At 70.2% G+C, this 17279-nt stretch carries 17 protein-coding genes; 8 read left to right on the plus strand and 9 right to left on the minus strand.

Features of this window, described 5'->3' with window-relative positions:
- Positions 1-31: 31 nt before the first annotated feature.
- From ACI7BZ_RS18230 to ACI7BZ_RS18250, 5 genes are all read right to left on the minus strand, one after another.
- A complete protein-coding gene (locus ACI7BZ_RS18230) occupies positions 32-2704 on the minus strand; it encodes a molybdopterin-dependent oxidoreductase (RefSeq protein WP_414118554.1) in 2673 nt (890 codons plus the stop codon).
- Complete coding sequence (locus ACI7BZ_RS18235; RefSeq protein WP_414118555.1) at positions 2701-4191, minus strand: NADH-ubiquinone oxidoreductase-F iron-sulfur binding region domain-containing protein; 1491 nt, start codon at positions 4189-4191, stop codon at positions 2701-2703. Before ACI7BZ_RS18235 ends, ACI7BZ_RS18230 begins: the two co-directional genes overlap by 4 nt.
- A complete protein-coding gene (gene phnC / locus ACI7BZ_RS18240; RefSeq protein WP_414118556.1) occupies positions 4175-4978 on the minus strand; it encodes a phosphonate ABC transporter ATP-binding protein in 804 nt (267 codons plus the stop codon). The genes ACI7BZ_RS18235 and phnC overlap by 17 nt, the downstream gene beginning before the upstream one ends.
- Positions 4979-4981: 3 nt before the next feature.
- The gene (gene phnE / locus ACI7BZ_RS18245) at positions 4982-5881 is read right to left on the minus strand and encodes a phosphonate ABC transporter, permease protein PhnE (RefSeq protein ID WP_414118557.1); all 900 of its coding nucleotides are present in this window, start codon (positions 5879-5881) and stop codon (positions 4982-4984) included.
- A gap of 97 nt (positions 5882-5978) precedes the next feature.
- Positions 5979-6860: a phosphate/phosphite/phosphonate ABC transporter substrate-binding protein gene (locus ACI7BZ_RS18250; protein ID WP_414118558.1), complete on the minus strand. Its 882-nt coding sequence runs from the start codon at positions 6858-6860 to the stop codon at positions 5979-5981.
- 333 nt (positions 6861-7193) lie between these two features.
- Between ACI7BZ_RS18250 and ACI7BZ_RS18255 the strand changes: the two genes are divergently transcribed.
- Complete coding sequence (locus ACI7BZ_RS18255; protein WP_414118559.1) at positions 7194-8063, plus strand: LysR family transcriptional regulator; 870 nt, start codon at positions 7194-7196, stop codon at positions 8061-8063.
- A 26-nt stretch (positions 8064-8089) separates the two neighbouring features.
- The gene (locus ACI7BZ_RS18260; RefSeq protein WP_414118560.1) at positions 8090-9085 is read left to right on the plus strand and encodes a phosphonate dehydrogenase; all 996 of its coding nucleotides are present in this window, start codon (positions 8090-8092) and stop codon (positions 9083-9085) included.
- 84 nt (positions 9086-9169) lie between these two features.
- Here the strand turns inward: ACI7BZ_RS18260 and ACI7BZ_RS18265 are convergent, their stop codons facing one another.
- The 3 genes from ACI7BZ_RS18265 to ACI7BZ_RS18275 all read right to left on the minus strand — a co-directional run bounded on the left by ACI7BZ_RS18265 (position 9170) and on the right by ACI7BZ_RS18275 (position 12139).
- On the minus strand, positions 9170-10141 hold the full coding sequence (locus ACI7BZ_RS18265) for an acetamidase/formamidase family protein (RefSeq protein WP_414119211.1): 972 nt from the start codon (positions 10139-10141) through the stop codon (positions 9170-9172).
- A gap of 180 nt (positions 10142-10321) precedes the next feature.
- A complete protein-coding gene (locus tag ACI7BZ_RS18270) occupies positions 10322-10969 on the minus strand; it encodes an ANTAR domain-containing response regulator (RefSeq protein WP_414118561.1) in 648 nt (215 codons plus the stop codon).
- A gap of 18 nt (positions 10970-10987) precedes the next feature.
- Positions 10988-12139 carry a transporter substrate-binding domain-containing protein gene (locus ACI7BZ_RS18275; RefSeq protein WP_414118562.1) on the minus strand — a complete coding sequence of 384 codons (1152 nt, stop codon included), beginning with the start codon at positions 12137-12139 and terminating at the stop codon, positions 10988-10990.
- 571 nt (positions 12140-12710) lie between these two features.
- Here ACI7BZ_RS18275 and nthB point away from each other — a divergent pair.
- The 6 genes from nthB (at position 12711) to ACI7BZ_RS18305 (ending at position 16168) form a co-directional block, all read left to right on the plus strand.
- Positions 12711-13385, plus strand: coding sequence for a nitrile hydratase subunit beta (nthB, locus tag ACI7BZ_RS18280; protein ID WP_414118563.1), 675 nt, complete (start codon positions 12711-12713; stop codon positions 13383-13385).
- 55 nt (positions 13386-13440) lie between these two features.
- Entirely contained in the window at positions 13441-14055 is a 615-nt protein-coding gene (nthA, locus tag ACI7BZ_RS18285) for a nitrile hydratase subunit alpha (protein ID WP_414118564.1), read from the plus strand.
- A gap of 12 nt (positions 14056-14067) precedes the next feature.
- Positions 14068-14406 (plus strand): nitrile hydratase accessory protein, encoded by a 339-nt coding sequence (locus ACI7BZ_RS18290; protein ID WP_414118565.1) that lies wholly within the window; start codon positions 14068-14070, stop codon positions 14404-14406.
- A gap of 278 nt (positions 14407-14684) precedes the next feature.
- On the plus strand, positions 14685-15206 hold the full coding sequence (locus ACI7BZ_RS18295; RefSeq protein WP_414118566.1) for a DUF1097 domain-containing protein: 522 nt from the start codon (positions 14685-14687) through the stop codon (positions 15204-15206).
- Positions 15207-15272: 66 nt separating this feature from the next.
- On the plus strand, positions 15273-15896 hold the full coding sequence (locus tag ACI7BZ_RS18300; RefSeq protein ID WP_414118567.1) for a HupE/UreJ family protein: 624 nt from the start codon (positions 15273-15275) through the stop codon (positions 15894-15896).
- Between the two features lie 101 nt (positions 15897-15997).
- Entirely contained in the window at positions 15998-16168 is a 171-nt protein-coding gene (locus tag ACI7BZ_RS18305) for a hypothetical protein (RefSeq protein WP_414118568.1), read from the plus strand.
- 15 nt (positions 16169-16183) lie between these two features.
- On the opposite strand, the gene atzD is transcribed toward ACI7BZ_RS18305, so the two are convergent.
- Positions 16184-17269 carry a cyanuric acid amidohydrolase gene (atzD, locus tag ACI7BZ_RS18310; RefSeq protein ID WP_414118569.1) on the minus strand — a complete coding sequence of 362 codons (1086 nt, stop codon included), beginning with the start codon at positions 17267-17269 and terminating at the stop codon, positions 16184-16186.
- Positions 17270-17279 lie beyond the last annotated feature (10 nt).

Genomic DNA, 17279 nt, shown 5'->3' on the forward strand with positions numbered 1-17279 from the left:
GGGATGGCCGTGACCCGGCGATGCCCGCCCGCTACGTGCGGCGCACCTCTGCGGCGCAGAACTTGAATTCCGGCACGCGGGTGGTGGGGTCCAGCCGGTTCACGGTCAGCTCGTTGGCCGCCGCCTCGAAGAAGGACATGGCCATCCACACCACGCCCGGCCGCACCGCCGGGTCTGCCGCGGCGGCGAGGCGCACCAGGCCGCGCCGGGTGCGCACCTCCACCTGAGTGCCGGCGGGAACGCCCAGCCGGGCGAGGTCGTCGGGGTGCATGTGGGCGCGCGGCGCCGGGCTCAGGGCCTCCAGCACGGGAGAGCGCCGGGTCATGGTGCCCGTGTGCCAGTGCTCGCGCAGGCGGCCGGTCATCAGGATGAAGGGATAGTCGGCGTCGGTCGTCTCGTCCGCGCCGCTGGCATCGAGGGGCGCGATGGAAGCCCGCTGCCCGCGGGCGAAGCCGTCGCCGAACAGGCTGTCGCCGGCCCCGGCCGGGCGCAGGGGGTAGCGCGCATGGCCATCGCGCGCCAGCAGCGGCCAGTCGAAGCCGGCAAGGGCCGGCAGCTCGCGCGCCATCTCCTCGAACAGGCGCTCCACGGTCAGGTCCGCCCACGGCAGGCCGAGGCGCACGCCCATGTCGGCGATGATGCGCCAGTCCGGCCGCGCATCGCCGGGCGGCGGCATTGCGGGCGCGATGCGCTGCACCAGGCGGTCGGTGTTGGTCACGGTGCCGGCCCGCTCCGCCAGGGCTGCCGCCGGCAGGATCACGTCGGCGAAGGCCGCGGTCTCGGTGGGAAAGATGTCCTGCACCACCAGATGGTCCAGCCGTGCCAGCCCGGCCCGCGTGGCGGCAAGGTCCGGGTTGGCCATGGCGGGGTTGCCGCCCACCACGTAGAGGCCGCGGACCTCGCCCAGGCGCGCCGCATCGAACATCTCCACCACCGTGCGGCCGGCCTGCGCCGCTGGACGGTAACCCGGCAGGTAATTGGGCAGAAGGCCGGCGTCGCAGGAGCCCTGCACGTTGTTCTGCCCGCGCAGGGGATGCAGGCCCGCGCCGGGACGCCCCACCTGCCCGCACACGAGGGCCAGGGCGATGACGGTGCGGATGTTGTCCGCGCCGAACGCATGCTGGGATGCGCCCATGCCCCAGAAGGTCATGGCCGCACCCGCGCCGGCGAACAGGCGGGCGGCGGCCACCAGCTCCTGCGCTGGCACCCCCGTGAGGGCGGCGGCCCGCTCCGGCGTGAACGGGGCGACCCGGGCACGCAGCGCCTCGAAGCCCTCCAGCCGCCCGGCAACGAAGGCGCGGTCGTAGAGCCCTTCCTCGATCACCACGCGCGTCATGGCGGAGAGGAGCGCCACGTCGGTTCCCGGCGCGGTCCGCAGATGGTGGGTGGCGAAGCGCGACAGGGCCTGGGTGCCGGGGTCCACCAGGATGAGCTTCACGCCCCGCCGGAAGGCGTTCTTCATCAGCGATGCGGCCACCGGATGGTTGCTGTCCGGGTTGGAGCCCACCATCAGCACCACCTCGGCGCGGGCGATCTCCTCGATGGGGGCGGTCACCGCGGCAAAGCCTGTGGCCTCCGCCAGCGGCGGCACCGAGGCGCACAGGCGGGTGCAATGGTCCACATGGGGGGTGCCGAAGCCGGTGCGCGCCAGCTTCTGCAGCAGGTAGGCATCCTCATTCGCGCCCTTGGCGGAGCCGAGCACCGCCAGCGCGTGCGGGCCGTGCGCCGCACGCACCCGGGCGAAGCCGCGAGCGGCCAGGTCCATCGCCTCGTCCCATTCCGCAGGGCGGAACAGCTCCAGCACGGCTGCGCCGCGCAGGGAGAGGGCGGCATCCTTCGGCGCATCCGCCCGGCGCACCAGGGGTGTGGTGAGACGATCGGAATGACGCAGGTAGGAGAAGCCGAAGCGGCCCTTGACGCACAGCCGGCCATGGTTCGCCGGGCCGTCGCCCCCTTCCGCCCACACCACGTCCTCGCCGGCGCGGTGCAGCGTGACCCGGCAGCCGACGCTGCAGAAGGGACAGACGGTCTCGCCGCTGGCCGTCACCGCGGCCCGCCCTCCCGCCGCCACCAGCGCCTTCGGCGCCAGCGCGCCGGTGGGGCAGAGCTGGGCGCATTCCCCGCAGGAGGCGCAGCTGCTCGCCCCCATGGCCGCCCCGGCATCGAATGCCACATGGATGCCGTCGCCCCGCCCGGCAAGGGCGATGACCCCGTTCACCTGCACATCGCGGCAGCCGGCCCGGCACTTGCCGCAGCGGATGCACGCTTCCGGGTCGAGGGCGATGGCGGGATGGCTGGCATCCGCCGGCCGGTGGCCCGCCCGGTGGCCGAACCGGCCGGCGTCGGCGCCGGTGCGCGCGGCAAGGAGCTGGAACGGCGTGGCGGGATGGCGGGCTGCCGCCGCCGGGCTCATTTCCGAAGCCAGCAGTTCCACCGCGAGCCGCCGCACCCGCGCGGCGCGGGGCGTGTCGGTGCGCGCGGCAAGGCCGGGGTGGACCGGATGGCGGCAGGCGGGCACCAGCTCGGCTTCGCCCTCCACCTCCACCAGGCAGGTGCGGCAGCTGCCGATGGGCGCAAAACCCTCCCGCGTCGCGGCGCACAGGTGCGGCAGGTCGAGCCCGGCGGCAGCCGCCGCCTGCAGCAGGGTCTGGCCGTCCCGGGCGGCGATGGACTGGCCGTCGATGGAGATGGGAATGAGGCTCATGCGCTGGCACCGCGGCCGGGAAGGGACAGGCGGCCGAGGAAGCGGCCCGCATTGCGCCCGAGGGCGCACAGCGAGCCTTCGCCCATGACCGTTGCGAGATCGTCGAGGAGGGGCAGGTCCAGCGGGCCCGGCGCCGCCAGGATGCGCGCGGCATGCGCCGTGCCGATGCGGCACGGGCCGCACTGGCCGCAGCTCTCGCGTGCCAGATAGGCCGCCATGCGGGCGGCGATGGCGCGGGGCTCGTCGTCCGCGCCGAACACGATGGCGCCGCCCGTGCCAAGGCGCAGCCCCTCGGCCAGCAGGTCGGCCAGGGGCCTGCGGCAGTCGGCGGCGCCAACCAGCGTTCCCGACGATCCGCCGATCACCAAGCCGCCGAGCGCATGGCCGTTCTGCATGCCGCCGGCGATCTCCACCAGGTCGGCGAGGCGCGACAGGCCGCGCACCGGCTTCGGCCCCGGCGCACACACCCGGCCGGAGACGCTGAACAGCCGCACCTGCGGGTCCAGCAGGACCGAGGCGGGCGAACCCGGGGTTCCGCCCCACGCCGCGGTGAGGCGATAGAAGGTCTCCACATTGTGCAGCAGGGTGGGCCGGCCGAGATAACCGCGCGTGGTCGGGAACGGCGGCCGCTCGGTCGGGCGGGCGGCCCGTCCTTCCAGGCTGGCGATGAGCGCCGTCTCCTCGCCGCAGATGAAGGCGCCGCCGCTGCGCCGCAGCTCCAGGCCGATCCCTTCCGCGAGGCCGGCCGCCGCCACCTCCTCCAGCGCCCGGCGCACGATGGCGTGGATGGGCGCATAGTCGTCGCGCACATAGAGGAACACGAGGTCCGCGCCGGTGACCCGCGCCGCCACCAGCGCCGCTTCGAGCACGCCGTGGGGGTCGGTCTCCAGGATGAAGCGATCCTTGAAGATGGCCAGATCCCCCTCGTCGCCGTTCACGATGACGACGGGCGTGCCGCCGGCGGCCATCACCTGCCGCCATTTCTCCCCCACCGGGAAGCCGACGCCGGCCCGCCCCACCGCCTGGTGCGCCGAAAGCTGGGCCAGCATCCGCGCCGCCGCGCCGGGATCGGCCATGACGCGGCGGAGCTGCCCGTAGCCTCCGGCCGCCCGGTAGTCCGCGAAGGTCCGCGCGACGGGCGCAGGGCGCGCCCCGTCGCAGCGGTTGCGGCACACACCGGCACCCGGCGCGCCCTGCAGCAGGCCGCACACCAGATCGCCGCAGCCCTCCGTGGCATAGGGGGTGGCGGCAGCGTAGTTCACCGCTGGAAATGCGGTGGCCACCTCATAGGCCTCGGACGGGAACAGACGCAGATGCTCGGCCACGGCCGCAAGCCCGGCCGGCGAGATGCCGACGCCGCCCTTGGCGTCGCGCACTTCCAGGAGGATCTCCAGCAGCCGGCCGCGCTGCGCGCCGCGGGTGAGCGCGGCGGCAATGGCGGCGCGCTCGGTGGCGTCAGGCGGGGCGCCGTCAGGAACGGGCGGCACGGTAGAGCTCCTCGCGCAGGTCGGCGGTGAAGCCCTCCGCCGGACCATCGAAAAACAGCCGCCCCTGGCGCAGGGCGATGATGCGGTCGGCGTAGCGCACCGCAAGATCCACCTGGTGCAGGCTGCACAGCACGGTGAAGCCGCGTTCGCGCGCCGCCCGCTGCAGGATCTGCAGCACGTTCTCCGAAGATTCCGGGTCGAGGCTGGAGATGGGTTCGTCGGCGAGGATCAGCTCGGCCTGCTGGGCGAAGGCACGGGCGATGGCGACCCGCTGCTGCTGCCCGCCCGACAGACGCTCGGCCCGCTGATAGGCCTGTTCCAGAAGGCCCACGCTGTCCAGGCAGGCGAGCGCCAGCTGGCGGTCCTGCGGGCGGAACCGGCGCAGCAGCACCCGCCACAGGGGCGTGGCCGCGAGCCGCGCCGCCAGCACGTTGTCGATGGCGCTGAAGCGCTTCACCAGGTTGAACTGCTGGAACACGAAGCCCACCTTGCGGCGCAGTGCCTTGAGGGCCGACGGCCCGAGGGCGGTGACCTCGGTGTCGCGGATGGTGACGCTGCCCGCGTCGGGCTCCACCAGGCGGGTGAGGCAGCGGAACAAGGTGGACTTGCCGCAGCCCGACGGACCGAGCAGCACCACGAACTGTCCCGCCGGCACGGTGCAGGAGACATGATCCAGCACCACGCGGCCGTGGAAGGCCTTGGAGAGATCGCGAACGACGATGGCGGCGTTTTCCTGCTTTTCGATGGAGCGGTAATGCGGCAGGTGCGCGGGGGCGATGCTCTTCATGGGTCAGATCCCTTCCGCGGCGGTGACGCGGCCTTCGCCTTCGGGCAGGCGGGTGGGCGCGCCGGGGCGGGTGGCGGCCGAATCGGGGCTCAGCACAAGGCGGCGCAGGTAGGCGCTGAGGGTGTCGATGGCGATGACCATGGCGAGGATGACGCCGAGCACGGTGGCCATCTTCGGGAAGTCCAGCAGGTCGATGGAATCCTTCAGCGTCTGGCCGATGCCGCCGGCGCCGACGATGCCGAGCACGGTGGAGGCGCGCACATTGAATTCCCAGATGTAGAGGGTGACGGCCACCACGTTCGGCCACACGTCCGGCAGCAGGGCATAGCGGAACGCCCGCACCGGGCCGGCGCCGGTGAGGTCCACCGCCTCCACCGGGCCGGGATCGGCCGGCTCGATCACCTCCGTGAGCAGCTTGCCGAGGGCGCCCACCATGTTGAACATGATGGCCAGCACGCCGGTGAACGGGCCGAACCCCACCGCCGCCACGAAGATGAGCGCGAAGACCAGAATCTCGGTGCCGCGCAGCATGCCGAACACGGCCCGCACCAGCCGGTAGGCCAGAAGGTTCGGCGTGGTGTTGCGCGCGGCGAGCGGCACCAGGGGAATGCACACGAGAAGCGCGCCCACGGTGCCCACCGTGGCCATGGCGAGGGTCTGGAAGGCATCGCGCAGCACCCGGTCGATGTCGCGCAGGTCCGGCGGGAACATCTGCTGGAACCAGGAGGCGATCTTCGGCAGTCCGTCCGCCAGCTTGGCAAGGTCCACCTTCGCCGCGGAGAAGCACGCGCCGAGGAAGGCCGCGACGGCGAGGAAGACCAGCGCCCGGGCAATGTTGCGCCAGGTGAACGCTGGTCCCGCCGGCTCGGCGTAGCGCGTTTCGTCGAAGCTTGCGATGGTCATGGCTGGTCTCCCGCGGCGCTCCGGCGCGCTGTGGAACAGGCGCCCGGCCCCCGGCCGGGCGCGACGGGCCGGCGCCCGCAGGCGCCGGCGGCGCGGATCAGGACTTGAGCTTGCCGGTGATGCGGCCGGCTTCCTCGATGGTGCCGTAATCGGCATGGGTGGCCGGCACGAAGCCGTTGTAGCCGCTGCCCATGAGCGCCTGGGCCTTGTCCTCGGGGAGCGCGACGAGGATGTCGCGGATCTTCGCCTTCAGGGCCGGATCGAAGCCCTTGGGCACGCAGATGGCGTCGTTGGGCAGCTCCTGGGAGGTCCAGTAGACCACCACCTTGGCCGGGTCCATCTCGCCCGCCTCGATCATGCCATTGCGGCCGCGGTCCATGTTGGAGCCGAGGTCGATCAGGCCCTGCTGGATCATGGACACGTTGTTGCCGAAGGTGGCGCCCTCGCGCAGCTGGAAGAAGTCGCGCGGGTCGATGCCGTTCTTCACCAGGAAGGCGTAGGGGATGAGCCAGCCGGAGGTGTTGCCCTGGTCGCTCAGGGACAGCTTCATGCCCTTGGCGTCCTTGGGGAATTCCTTGATGGGCAGGCCCGGCCGCCCCTCGATGATGGCGTGGTAGGAGGGCTTGCCGCGATATTTGGCGGTGGCGATCACCTCGGTGCCCACGCGCTGGTTGGCGAGCACGTAGCCCCACGGGCCGAGCCAGCCCAGGTCCACATGGCCGTTGCTCATGGCCACGGACACGGCGGCCCAGCTCTCCGGGCTCACCAGCTCGTAGGTGGCGCCGAGCTCGCCCGCCAGATAGCGGAACACCGGCTCGAATTCGCGGACGGTGATGGCCGGGGTCGGGCGCAGGGGAGCGATGGCGAAGCGCAGGTGGAGCTTGCCGTCGCGCATCTGCTGGCCGTGCGCGGCCCGGGCGACGAGCGGAAGCGAGAGCGCGGAGGCGGCGAGCGCCCCGAAGCGACGACGCGTGATCATGGCGACCTCATGGGGTTTGGGGGTGGGCGCAGCGGGACGGCCGCGCCGGCAGGATCGCCGCGCCTTCCGGCGCCGCAGCCCCGCTTTGGCGGCGCCAACATTCCAAATATCAATGAAAGTCAGTTTATAATTATATTTCATTCTGATGACATGTCCTGCCTATATGGGCCGTATGATGGGATTTGCACGCAAAACCCTCGTTCAGACTGCCCCACTCGCCTCACATGCGAAAATCCTATTTCGCTATCTATTTACATAGAGCATTCAATTAATGCATATGATGCGCGACAATGGACAGAAGCGGCTCCGGCCGCCCAAGGGGGACGCACGCGCATGCTGAATCTGGCGCAGGTTCAGACCTTTCTTGCGGTCATCGACGAGGGCGGCATCCAGTCGGCAGCGGAGCGGCTCGCCTGCTCGCAGCCGGCCGTGTCGCAGCAGTTGCGCAAGCTGGAGGAATTCGTCGGGGTGCCCCTGGTGGTGCGCAACCGCAGCCGCGCAGTGCCCACCCGGGACGGCGAGCTGTTCCTGCCGAAGGCCCGCTCCCTCGTCGCCGCCGCCGAGCGCGCCCGCGCCCTCGTGGCCGATCGCCGGCTGGTGGTGCACGCCAGCGGCAATGTGGGAGTGTATCTCGCGCCGCGCCTCGTCGCCGCCTTCGAGCGCGATCTGGAGCGGGCCGGCGCCGTGGAACTGGTCATCACCACCAACCGCCAGGCGGTGGACGCCCTTGCCTCCGGCGAGGCGGACGTGGCCCTCACCGAATGGAGCGAGGAGCATCCCGCCGTGGAATGGCAGGGCTGGCGCCGCGAAAAGCTGGTGGTGATCGCCGCACCCGATCATCCGCTGGCGAAGGCGCGCTGCATTCCCCGCCAGGCCTTGTTCGACCACCCCGTCATCGGCGGCGAGCCGGGCACCGGCACCGGCCGCGCCCTTGCCGGCGTGTTCGGCCCGTCCGCGGACCGCCTGCGCGTCGCCCGGCAGCTCGGCAGCACCGCCGCGGTCAAGGAGGCGGTGAAGGCCGGCCTCGGCCTCTCCGTGGTGTTCGCCTATGCGGTGGCGGAGGAGGTGAAGGCCGGCACGCTGGCCATGCTGGAGCTGGAGGAGGCGGACATCTTCAAGACCCTGTTCATCGGCCTTGGCCGCGAAAGTCCGCAATCCTCCATGGCCCGGCGCTTCGCCGCCTTCTGCGCCGCTGCCGCCTGATCCCCCACCTGCCGCAAGAGACTCCCATGGCCCGCAAGACCATCGTCACCAATTGGGTGCACCCCGAGGTGCTGGACCTGCTTTCCACCCGCGGCCCGGTGGAGGCCAACACCACCCGCGAGCCGTGGCCGCGCGACGAGATCATCCGCCGTGCCCACGGCGCGGACGCCATGCTCGCCTTCATGACCGACCATGTGGACGCCGCCTTCCTCGACGCCTGCCCGGAGCTGAAGATCGTCGCCTGCGCCCTGAAGGGGGCCGACAATTTCGACATGGAGGCCTGCCGTGCCCGCAAGGTGGCGGTGACCATCGTGCCGGACCTGCTCACCGCGCCCACGGCGGAGCTGGCGGTGGGCCTCATGATCACCCTCGGCCGCAACCTGCTCGCCGGCGACCGGCTGATCCGCGAACGGCCGTTCGCCGGCTGGCGGCCGGTGTTGTACGGCACCGGCCTCGACGGGGCGGAGGTGGGCATCGTCGGCATGGGCGCGGTGGGGCAGGCCATCGCCCACCGCCTGCGGCCGTTCCGCTGCCGCCTCTCCTATTGCGACGCGCGGCCCCTCTCCCCCGCAGCAGAAGATGCCCAGGGGCTGCTGCGGCGCGACCTCGCCGACCTCGTCGCGCGCAGCGACTACCTGGTACTGGCCCTGCCGCTGACACCCGCCTCGCGCCACCTGATCGACGCCGCGGCCCTTGCGGGCATGAAGCCGGGCGCGCTGCTCATCAATCCCGCCCGGGGCTCGCTGGTGGACGAGGCGGCGGTGGCCGATGCCCTGGAGGCCGGCCATCTCGGCGGCTATGCGGCCGATGTGTTCGAAACCGAGGACTGGGCCCGCCCCGATCGCCCCGCCGCCATCGAGGCGCGCCTCCTCGCCCATCCGCGCACGGTGCTCACCCCGCACATCGGATCGGCGGTGGACAGCGTGCGGCGGGACATCGCGCTTGCCGCGGCGCGGGACATCCTGCGCCATCTGGACGGATTGCAGCAGGACCCGCCTTCGCGCGATCGTTCGGCGGCCTGAGGCGGTCCGGCCGTCGCAGGGCAGGTGGAGGCCGGCGGCCACCTGGGACCGCCGGCCCCTCCGGCCTCGCTGCGCCCCGCCGGTTCAGGCCGAGGCCAGGAGCGCCTTCGCCACGGAGGCGCCGAGCGTGTATTTGGGGTCCACCATGTTGCCCACCCGAAGGTGGCCGGCCTGGGTCAGCAGCATGTAGGCCTCCAGCTCGTCATAGCCGTAGTCGGCGGCCATCCAGCGCACCAGCTCGCGATAGGCGATGCGCGCGGCATCCTCCATGGGGCGGCCGGAGCCGATGGTCATGACGCGATCCTGCGTCTCCAGGCGCGGCCAGCGGAACGTCCATCCCTTGATGAGGTCGATCTGCACCGTCGTGACCGTGGGATGCTCGATGGCGAACCCGCACAGCTCGCCGTCGCCCTGCGCCGCGTGGCAGTCGCCGAGATACAGCAGCGCGCCGGGCGCGTGCACCGGCAGGTAGATGACCGCCCCCGGCGCCACGTCCGGCAGGTCCATGTTGCCGCCGTAATAGTCCGGGACGAGGGAGGAAATGGCCTCGATCTCCGGGGCGGTGCCGATGGTGCCGATGAAAGGCCGGTACGGAAGGGCGATCCGCTCGTTCCAGCGCACGCCGGTCACCGGGTCCACATGCAGCTTCTTCACGATTTCCGGCAAGGGCGCGTTGAGGATGGCGGTGTCGCCGGTGCCGACCAGGCCGCCGAACTCCGGCATGATGCAGGTGGTGCCCACCGGCTGCGGGCCGCGGGGCACGATGTTGCGGATATAGACCGCGAGGCAGTCGCCCTTCTGCGCCCCATTGACGAAGATGGGGCCATTCTGCGGGTTGAGGAAAGGGAAGTTGAGCAGCTCGGACGGCTTGTCCGTCTCGCTGCGGATGCGCCCCTCCATGGCGTCATGCGTCTCGGCGATGATCACGGCGCCGGGATCGACCCGCAGCACCGGGCTGGCGTAAGGGCCGTAGACATAATGATATTTGCCCTGGCTGGCTTCGCTGATCTCATATGTCGGGCCGGGGTGCCCCTTCGCCTCGCCGCGCGCGGCCATGATCGAGCCGGCGAGCCAGGCCTCGTCGGGCGGGGAATAGGCGAACGGGATTTCAGCGGGCCGCGATTCAAGCTGCGGGGAGGACATGGGCCTTCTCCTTGCGGGCGGGCTGGCGTCGCTGGCAGCTGCCACCGCGCGCGGAGCCGGGGGCGGCTCCGCCGTGATGTGGGGATGGTCGGTTCAGCGCCGCGCGAGTGCGCGGGGCTCGGCGTCCGGCGGGGACTCGGTCAGCTTCGACCGGCAGGAGATATAATCCTCGCAATAGTCCTCGAGGCTCTGGCGCATGCGCATGCTGTCGCGTCGGAGCATGACATAGGCTTCGTCGTCGTCCACATGATGTTCTTCCATCAACAGGACGATGGTCTTGATCACCGCCCGGCGACGGCGGCGGCGGTCCTGCTGGGCGCTCAGCTCTGCGGCCATCTCCTTGCGCTGCAGATACTGGTTCACGCCGAGGAACAAGGTGGTGTAGACGGCGCCGGCATAGACCGGCTTGCGCAGGAAGGCGGTGGCACCCTGGTTCATCAGGGCCTTGAGGCGGCCCGGCGCCTCGATCCCCACCAGGCCGATCACCGGCACCGGCGGCGGCCGGCTGGCGGCCGGATCGCACGGCAGCACCGTGTCGAGATCACCGTCGATGAACAGCACGTCGGCCGCTTCGCGCACCACCGCCGGATCGAGCTGCCGACCCGGCTCGGGCACTGCGCCGCGCGCCACCGTGAGCCCGAGCTTTCCGAGCACGCTTTCCAGCGTGTCGATTCCCCCGTCCCCGGACGCGACGATCAGCGCCCGGGCGCCACGGAAGTTCTGGAGCAGGTTGCGCGACATGGCTTGCCCGCCCCGGCGTCAGGTCGCGACCCGCAGCCGCGGCGCGGCTGCGAACCAGCTGTCGGTGGGCGCGGAGCGCACCAGATAGGGGTCCGGGCGGATCGGCGCCGGCTCCTCGCGGATGATGTCGAAGGCGATGCCGTGCGAGCGGCCGATGCGCGGCGTGAGATAAAGATGCATGGTGTCGGCATCCACCCAGACATCGCCCTGGGGCGCGGCGAGCCGCTGGCGCGCCACGGCGGCCTTCACGGCGTGGATCTCGTCGGTGCCGGCAGCGGCGAGTGCGACGGCAAGCAGCTTCACGGCGATGTAGGACGCCTCCGCATCGGCCGAAGTCCAGGGCGCCTTGGGATAGGCTGCGGCATGGCGGGCGACGAAGGCGTCGTTCACCGGATTGCGCAGGGCCGAGAAATAGACGCTGGACGAGATGTGCCCGTCCCGCGCCTCGGGCTCCAGCTCGTTGAGGTCGGGCTCGGCGAGGTTGCAGCTCGCGACCGGCATCGTGCGCGGCTGGTCGATGCCGAGGGCGAGGCAGGCGGCGCGCAACGTCCTCAGGAAGGCAAGGCCGCTCACCCCGATCAGCGAGGAGAAGATGAAGCTCGGCCGCGCCTCGATGACGGCATCCACCAGCTTGCGCAGGTCGGTTTCGCCCACCGGAAGGTAGCGCTCCGCAACGACGGCGCCGCCGCGCGCGATCACCGATTCACGTAGGATCCGGCTGTTCTCCCAGGCCCAGATGTAGTTGGAGCCGACACAGAAGGCCCGGTCGCCGTAAGTGGACATGAGGTAGTCGATCAGCGGCAGGATGTGCTGGTTCGGCGCCGCCCCGGTATAGACGACATTATCGGCGCTCTCGAATCCCTCGTAGTGGGAGGGATACCACAATATTCCGTCATGCTTCTCGAAGCAGGGAATGACCTCCTTGCGGCTGGACGAGGTATAGCACCCCACCACATGCCGCACCCCCTCGGAAAGCAGATGGGCGCTGAGGGCGGTGTAGCGCGCAAGGTCGCCGCCCGGATCGACGACGACGGGCGCGAGCTCCACGGCGCCGGCCTCGTTCACCTCGGACACGGCGAGCATGGCGCCGTTGAGCATGGCGCCGGCGACCGTGCTGTAGGGCCCGGTGGTGGAGAACATCAGGCCGATCCGATAGATGGGTCTCGCCATTTCCTCACCGCAAGACAAAAACGCCCCCGGGCCGTCGGGCCTGAGGGCTGCATTGCCATGGGGGTCATCCCCCCTTTGATCTGATCATGAACTGGCGGGAAAATGGGCACCTTTGCCCGCCGCCTATGTTTTAGCCTGAGGCGTCGTCATGCCTGTGTCAAGCCGAAATTCCGGCGCCCGCCGCACCATCCCGACTTTTGAGGCGGCGATGCCGGCAACCGCGGCGACGACTTGCATCACAGGTTGAGGCGCGAGTTTTGACCTCCGAATGAGCGCACGACAATTTCCACTTGACAGTTTTTTTGCTGCGTCGCACTGTTTTCATGGCCGTCGAGCAAGGAAGCTCACCGAGACGCCGCCAGCATGATTTATGGATCAGTGGCAAAGTCGCCCGCAGCAAGGTGCTGACGGGCTTTTTTGCGTTGGTGCCATCTTGCACCAGCCCTGAAAGCCTTCGCCCTTGCGTTTCGCCCGCACCCTCTGCCGCCTTCCGCGACAGAGAGCGGACCGGATCAACCGAGGCGCGCGATCGCAATCCGGATCGCGCGGCATGGCAAATTGAGGCGCCGGCATGAAGGTACAGCATTTCCTCGGGGGCATCGAGAATCTCGGCCCCGTCGCCGTCGAGAAGCGCGTGTTCGTGGAGCCGTGGGAGGCCCAGCTCTTTGCGGTTCACACCACCATGATGGGTACCGGCATCTGGGCATGGCCGGACCTGCGGGTGCTCGCCGAGGGCATGAACCCGCTCGATTACTTCAAGTACCGCTATTATATCAAATGGCTCGGCGGGATGTGCAAGTTCCTCACCTCGAAGAACTATATCTCCGAAAAGGAGCTGGAGGAGCGCACCCGGCATTTCCTGGAAAACCCCGACGCTCCGCTGCCCAATGCGGGCGACAACGACGTCACCGGCCGGGTGATCGACTATTTCTACACCGGCGCCAATCCCTATCGGGACGTGGCGGTGGCGCCCCTGTTCAAGGTGGGCGACACGGTGCGCGTGAAGGACATGCCACCGGCGGTCCACACCCGCCTGCCCGGCTATCTGCGCACCAAGGTCGGCGTCATCGACACCGTCTACAAGGGCGCCTACCTCTACGCCGACAATGTGCCCACCGACGGCATCTGCACCGCCCAGCCGGTCTATCTCGTCAAGTTCAAGACGCGCGATCTGTGGTCGGACATCCCGGACAAGGGCGACGTTCTCTACAACGATTGCTTCGAAGTCTATCTCGAAGCCGCCTGATCCTCGGCCAAAACCAATCAACCCGTCTCCACGCCAGATATCCAGAGCGGAACCCATGAGCGACGATCACGATCACCATCATCATCTTCGCGAAAGCGAGAGCTATTACGCCGCGCGCACGAAGGCCCTCGAATCCCTCTTCCGCGAGAAGGGCATGATCGGCACCGACACGGTGGACCGCGTCATCCGCTTCTTCGAGCACGAGATGGGGCCGTTCAACGGCGCCCGGGTGGTCGCGAAGGCCTGGACCGATCCCGCCTTCAAGGCCCGCCTGCTCGCCGATGCCAACAAGGCCATCGCCGACATGGGCCTCAAGGACGGCATCGAGGGCGAGAACCTGCGCGTCGTCGAGAACACCTCGACCACCCACAACATGGTCTGCTGCACCCTGTGTTCGTGCTGGCCCTGGCCGCTTCTCGGCCTGCCGCCCTACTGGTTCAAGGACCCCGTGTTCCGCGCCCGCGTGGTGCGCGAGCCGCGCGGCGTGCTCGCCGACTTCGGCGTGAGCCTGCCCGAGGACAAGCGGATCGAGATCTGGGATTCGAGCGCGCAGGTGCGCTACTTCGTGATCCCGGAGCGCCCCGCCGGCACCGAGGGCTGGCCCGAGGAAAAGCTCGCCGCCCTCGTCTCCACCGAGGCCATGCAGGGCCTCGGCCTCGTCTGCGCCTGAAGGAGCGCCGCCATGGATGCCTATGTGGATTCCCTCGACGGCCGCGGCGCCCTCCCGCGCAATTGCGAGAGCCTCCAGTTCGCGGAGCCCTGGCAGGGCCGCGCCTTCGGCATGGCCCTCGCCCTCGCCGAGGCGAAGGCCTACCAGTGGGAGGACTTCCGCCAGAGCCTGATCGGCACCATCGGCGCCTGGGACAAGTCCCACGCGCCCGACGACGAGACCTGGAACTATTACCAGCAATGGCTCGCCGCCTTCGAGACCCTCGCCCTGGCGCGCGGCCTGATCGATGCGGCGGAACTCGACCGCCGGACGCAGGAATTCCTCCACCGCACCCGCGACGAGGTGATCTAGAGCACGCGCCGACCAGCTTGCACCGCAAGCTGGTCGGATAACGCGTTCTCTATCAATAATTTAGAGACTGATTCACCGATCAGGTTGATTCAACCTGATCGGATCAGGCTCTAGCACCCGCCGATCCGCCTGCATCGCAAGCGGATCGGGTCCCGCAGTCCCGGCCTCCCAACGCTGCGGCCGCCGTGCCGGACGACCATCGCCGCCATTCCCCACCGGCGCGCCCCCGCGCGCCGGAACGGGAAGGCTCATCCTCACCGCCTCAGCGGAGGCAAGACATGATCATTTCCCTAGCCCTGAGCGTCGGCGTGCTGGGAGGCCTGTGCACCTGGCTGTTCCTGTCCACGCAGGCGTTTCTTATCTGGGCCGCCTTCATCGCCTGGGCGTGCTTCTTCCACAGCGGAGGCGACGCTGCGGCATTCAGGACGACCGTCGTCTCGAACGTCTTCGGCGTCGTGGTGGCCTGGGCGACCGGGCTCGTCCTCGCCACCCTCGCGCCGGGGCCGGCAATGGGCGCGGTGATCGTCGCGATCTCCATCGCCCTCTACATCCTCGCCGCCCACATCCCGGCCTTCTCCTCCATCCCCGCCGTGACCTACGGCTATGCCGCCACCTTCGCGTTCCTGACCCAGAATGCGGATGCCTTCACGCCCGCGGCGATGCTCTCCGCATCAGGCCGCAATGCGCTCCTGCTGGTGCCTTTCTCGATGATCATCGGCGCCGGCTTCGCCTTCGCCTCGGCGGCCTGCGCGGCGCGCATCCATCAGGCCCTGCTCCAGCCGGAGCGCAACCCGACCTGAGGCGCCGGCTGCTGCGCCTTTCGACCTCTTCCGCCTTCACAACCCTCCAGAGCAAGGAAAGACACCATGTCCCGTCTCCTCAGCCGGCTCGCGATCCTCTCCATCCTGCCGGTCTTCGCCGCCACCTCGGCAAAAGCGCATCACGCCATGGGCGGGCAGCTTCCGGCGACTTTCGCCGAAGGCTTCATCTCCGGTCTGGCCCATCCGGTCATCGGCCTCGACCACCTCGGATTCATCGTCGCGGCCGGGCTGCTGGCCGGGGTGATGGGGCTCAGCGCCTGGCTGCCGGTGGCCTTCGTGGCGGCGTCCATCGCCGGGGTCATGCTGCACGTGCAGCTGTTCAACCTGCCGTTCGCCGAACTGGTGATCGCCCTCAGCGTGGTGGCCGCCGGCGCCCTTCTCGCCCTGGGCCGGGAGAAGCCGGTGGCGGGCCTGTGGGCCGGCCTGTTCGCCCTCGCCGGCGTGTTCCATGGCTACGCTTATGGCGAATCCATCGTCGGCGCGGAGCCGACCCAGATCGCGGCCTATCTTGCGGGCCTCGCGGTGGTGCAGTCGGTGGTCGGCGCCGGCGTTGCGGTGATCGCCTCGGGCCGGGCCTGGACGCCGGCCTCCCTCGTTCCGCGCCTTGCCGGCGCGGCGGCCTTCGGCATCGGGCTGTCCGCCGTCATGGCGCAGGTGATCCCCGGCTGAGGGCGAAGGGCCGGCGCCATCGTCGGGCGCCGGCCCGTCTTTCACGGCATGATCCGGGACACTCGCCGTTTCAGGCGGCTTTCAGATCACGGCACAGGGCGATGATGTGGTCCATCACCGATGGCAGGGGCGTGGATGTGGCCTTCGACGGCATCGGCGGCGAGACGCTGGCCCGCACGCTCGATGCGCTGCGCCCGTTCGCCCTGGTGGCGGAAGCCCATCTCATGCTGGAGCGGGGCGAAACCTTCGGTTCGCCGCTGCTGGCGCCCTGAGCCCCGCTACCGGAATCACCCGCGACGGACGATGACCGCCGCAGGGCCGCCGCCGTCGGGGCCCTGGTGCTCGGCACCGCCGGAGACATAGAGGTCCGTACGCCCCACCAGCCCGGCGAGCGCGCCCGCCACGAAGGCGCGGGCGTGGCGGGTGGAGGAAATGTCGCTGTCGTCCAGCATGGTATGGCGGCAGCCGCGAATGAGGCCGCTGCGGCTCGCCTCGGCCTTCGCGAGCACCGCCACCAGCCGGTCGTCCGCCCCTTCGCCGAGGGCGTCCGCGGCGACGCCAGCACGGGCGAGGGCGGCGCGAACGGGCGCCACGTCGATGGCGTCGCGCATCACGCCGTGGTCGATGGTAAGCGGGCCGGACCAAGCATCCGACATGCCCAGCACCACCACTTCATGCCCCATCAGCTCGATGCCGCTGGAACAGCTCGCCCGGTCCGACCACAGGGAGAGGTCGGCGCAGATGGCGGCGTCGGAGAGCTGCGCCATGGGGATCTCGCCCAGCGCCACCGCGATGCCCAGCGCGCTCGCCCCGCGCGACAGGCCCATGGACTTCAGCGTGTCCGTGGTGGCGGTCTGCGCGCCCCGCCCGTGCGCCTCGGCGATGCGGGCGAGGGTGAGGAGCGGGCATTTCACCTGCACGAAATGCACGTCCTCGGCACGGGTGATGCCGGCCTGCGCCATGGCCTCGCGCACCGCCTGCGCCACCTGCGCCACCTGCCCGAGCCGGCCCAGGTGCTCGCTGGGCAGATCACTGGTGTGGACGCTGCCGATGGCAAGGGCGGGGCCTTGCCCCCCGCCGCCCTCCGCGCGCTCCAGCACCAGCCAGTGCGGGGACATGCCGCCCTCGGTGCCGCCCGACATGACGAGGCACACCTTGCCGGCCGCCGCGCCGACGTGCCGGCGCAGCATCAGCTCCAGCGACTGGACGGCCAAGCCGCGGGAGAAATCGTTGACGCAGCCGTTGCCCTCGGTCTTGCCGAAGATGGCGAGGACGCCGGCGGGCGCGATGGCACCGGCGGCAATGGCCGCCTCGATGCCGGACACGTCGTCGGGCGCGGCCGCGGCGATGCGATGGACCCTGGCGATGGGCATGGGAAACTCC

The organism is Xanthobacter sp. AM11, from assembly GCF_047444035.1.
In the GTDB taxonomy this organism is placed as follows: domain Bacteria; phylum Pseudomonadota; class Alphaproteobacteria; order Rhizobiales; family Xanthobacteraceae; genus Xanthobacter.

What these genes read in the sequence shown, in the direction of transcription:
- ACI7BZ_RS18230 (WP_414118554.1), bottom strand. Translation starts at nt 2,704, where the DNA reads ATGAGCCTCATTCCCATCTCCATCGACGGCCAGTCCATCGCCGCCCGG.
- phnC (WP_414118556.1), bottom strand. Translation starts at nt 4,978, where the DNA reads ATGAAGAGCATCGCCCCCGCGCACCTGCCGCATTACCGCTCCATCGAA.
- phnE (WP_414118557.1), bottom strand. Translation starts at nt 5,881, where the DNA reads ATGACCATCGCAAGCTTCGACGAAACGCGCTACGCCGAGCCGGCGGGA.
- ACI7BZ_RS18250 (WP_414118558.1), bottom strand. Translation starts at nt 6,860, where the DNA reads ATGATCACGCGTCGTCGCTTCGGGGCGCTCGCCGCCTCCGCGCTCTCG.
- ACI7BZ_RS18255 (WP_414118559.1), top strand. Translation starts at nt 7,194, where the DNA reads ATGCTGAATCTGGCGCAGGTTCAGACCTTTCTTGCGGTCATCGACGAG.
- ACI7BZ_RS18260 (WP_414118560.1), top strand. Translation starts at nt 8,090, where the DNA reads ATGGCCCGCAAGACCATCGTCACCAATTGGGTGCACCCCGAGGTGCTG.
- ACI7BZ_RS18265 (WP_414119211.1), bottom strand. Translation starts at nt 10,141, where the DNA reads ATGGCCGCGCGCGGCGAGGCGAAGGGGCACCCCGGCCCGACATATGAG.
- ACI7BZ_RS18270 (WP_414118561.1), bottom strand. Translation starts at nt 10,969, where the DNA reads ATGTCGCGCAACCTGCTCCAGAACTTCCGTGGCGCCCGGGCGCTGATC.
- ACI7BZ_RS18275 (WP_414118562.1), bottom strand. Translation starts at nt 12,139, where the DNA reads ATGGCGAGACCCATCTATCGGATCGGCCTGATGTTCTCCACCACCGGG.
- nthB (WP_414118563.1), top strand. Translation starts at nt 12,711, where the DNA reads ATGAAGGTACAGCATTTCCTCGGGGGCATCGAGAATCTCGGCCCCGTC.
- nthA (WP_414118564.1), top strand. Translation starts at nt 13,441, where the DNA reads ATGAGCGACGATCACGATCACCATCATCATCTTCGCGAAAGCGAGAGC.
- ACI7BZ_RS18290 (WP_414118565.1), top strand. Translation starts at nt 14,068, where the DNA reads ATGGATGCCTATGTGGATTCCCTCGACGGCCGCGGCGCCCTCCCGCGC.
- ACI7BZ_RS18295 (WP_414118566.1), top strand. Translation starts at nt 14,685, where the DNA reads ATGATCATTTCCCTAGCCCTGAGCGTCGGCGTGCTGGGAGGCCTGTGC.
- ACI7BZ_RS18300 (WP_414118567.1), top strand. Translation starts at nt 15,273, where the DNA reads ATGTCCCGTCTCCTCAGCCGGCTCGCGATCCTCTCCATCCTGCCGGTC.
- ACI7BZ_RS18305 (WP_414118568.1), top strand. Translation starts at nt 15,998, where the DNA reads ATGATGTGGTCCATCACCGATGGCAGGGGCGTGGATGTGGCCTTCGAC.
- atzD (WP_414118569.1), bottom strand. Translation starts at nt 17,269, where the DNA reads ATGCCCATCGCCAGGGTCCATCGCATCGCCGCGGCCGCGCCCGACGAC.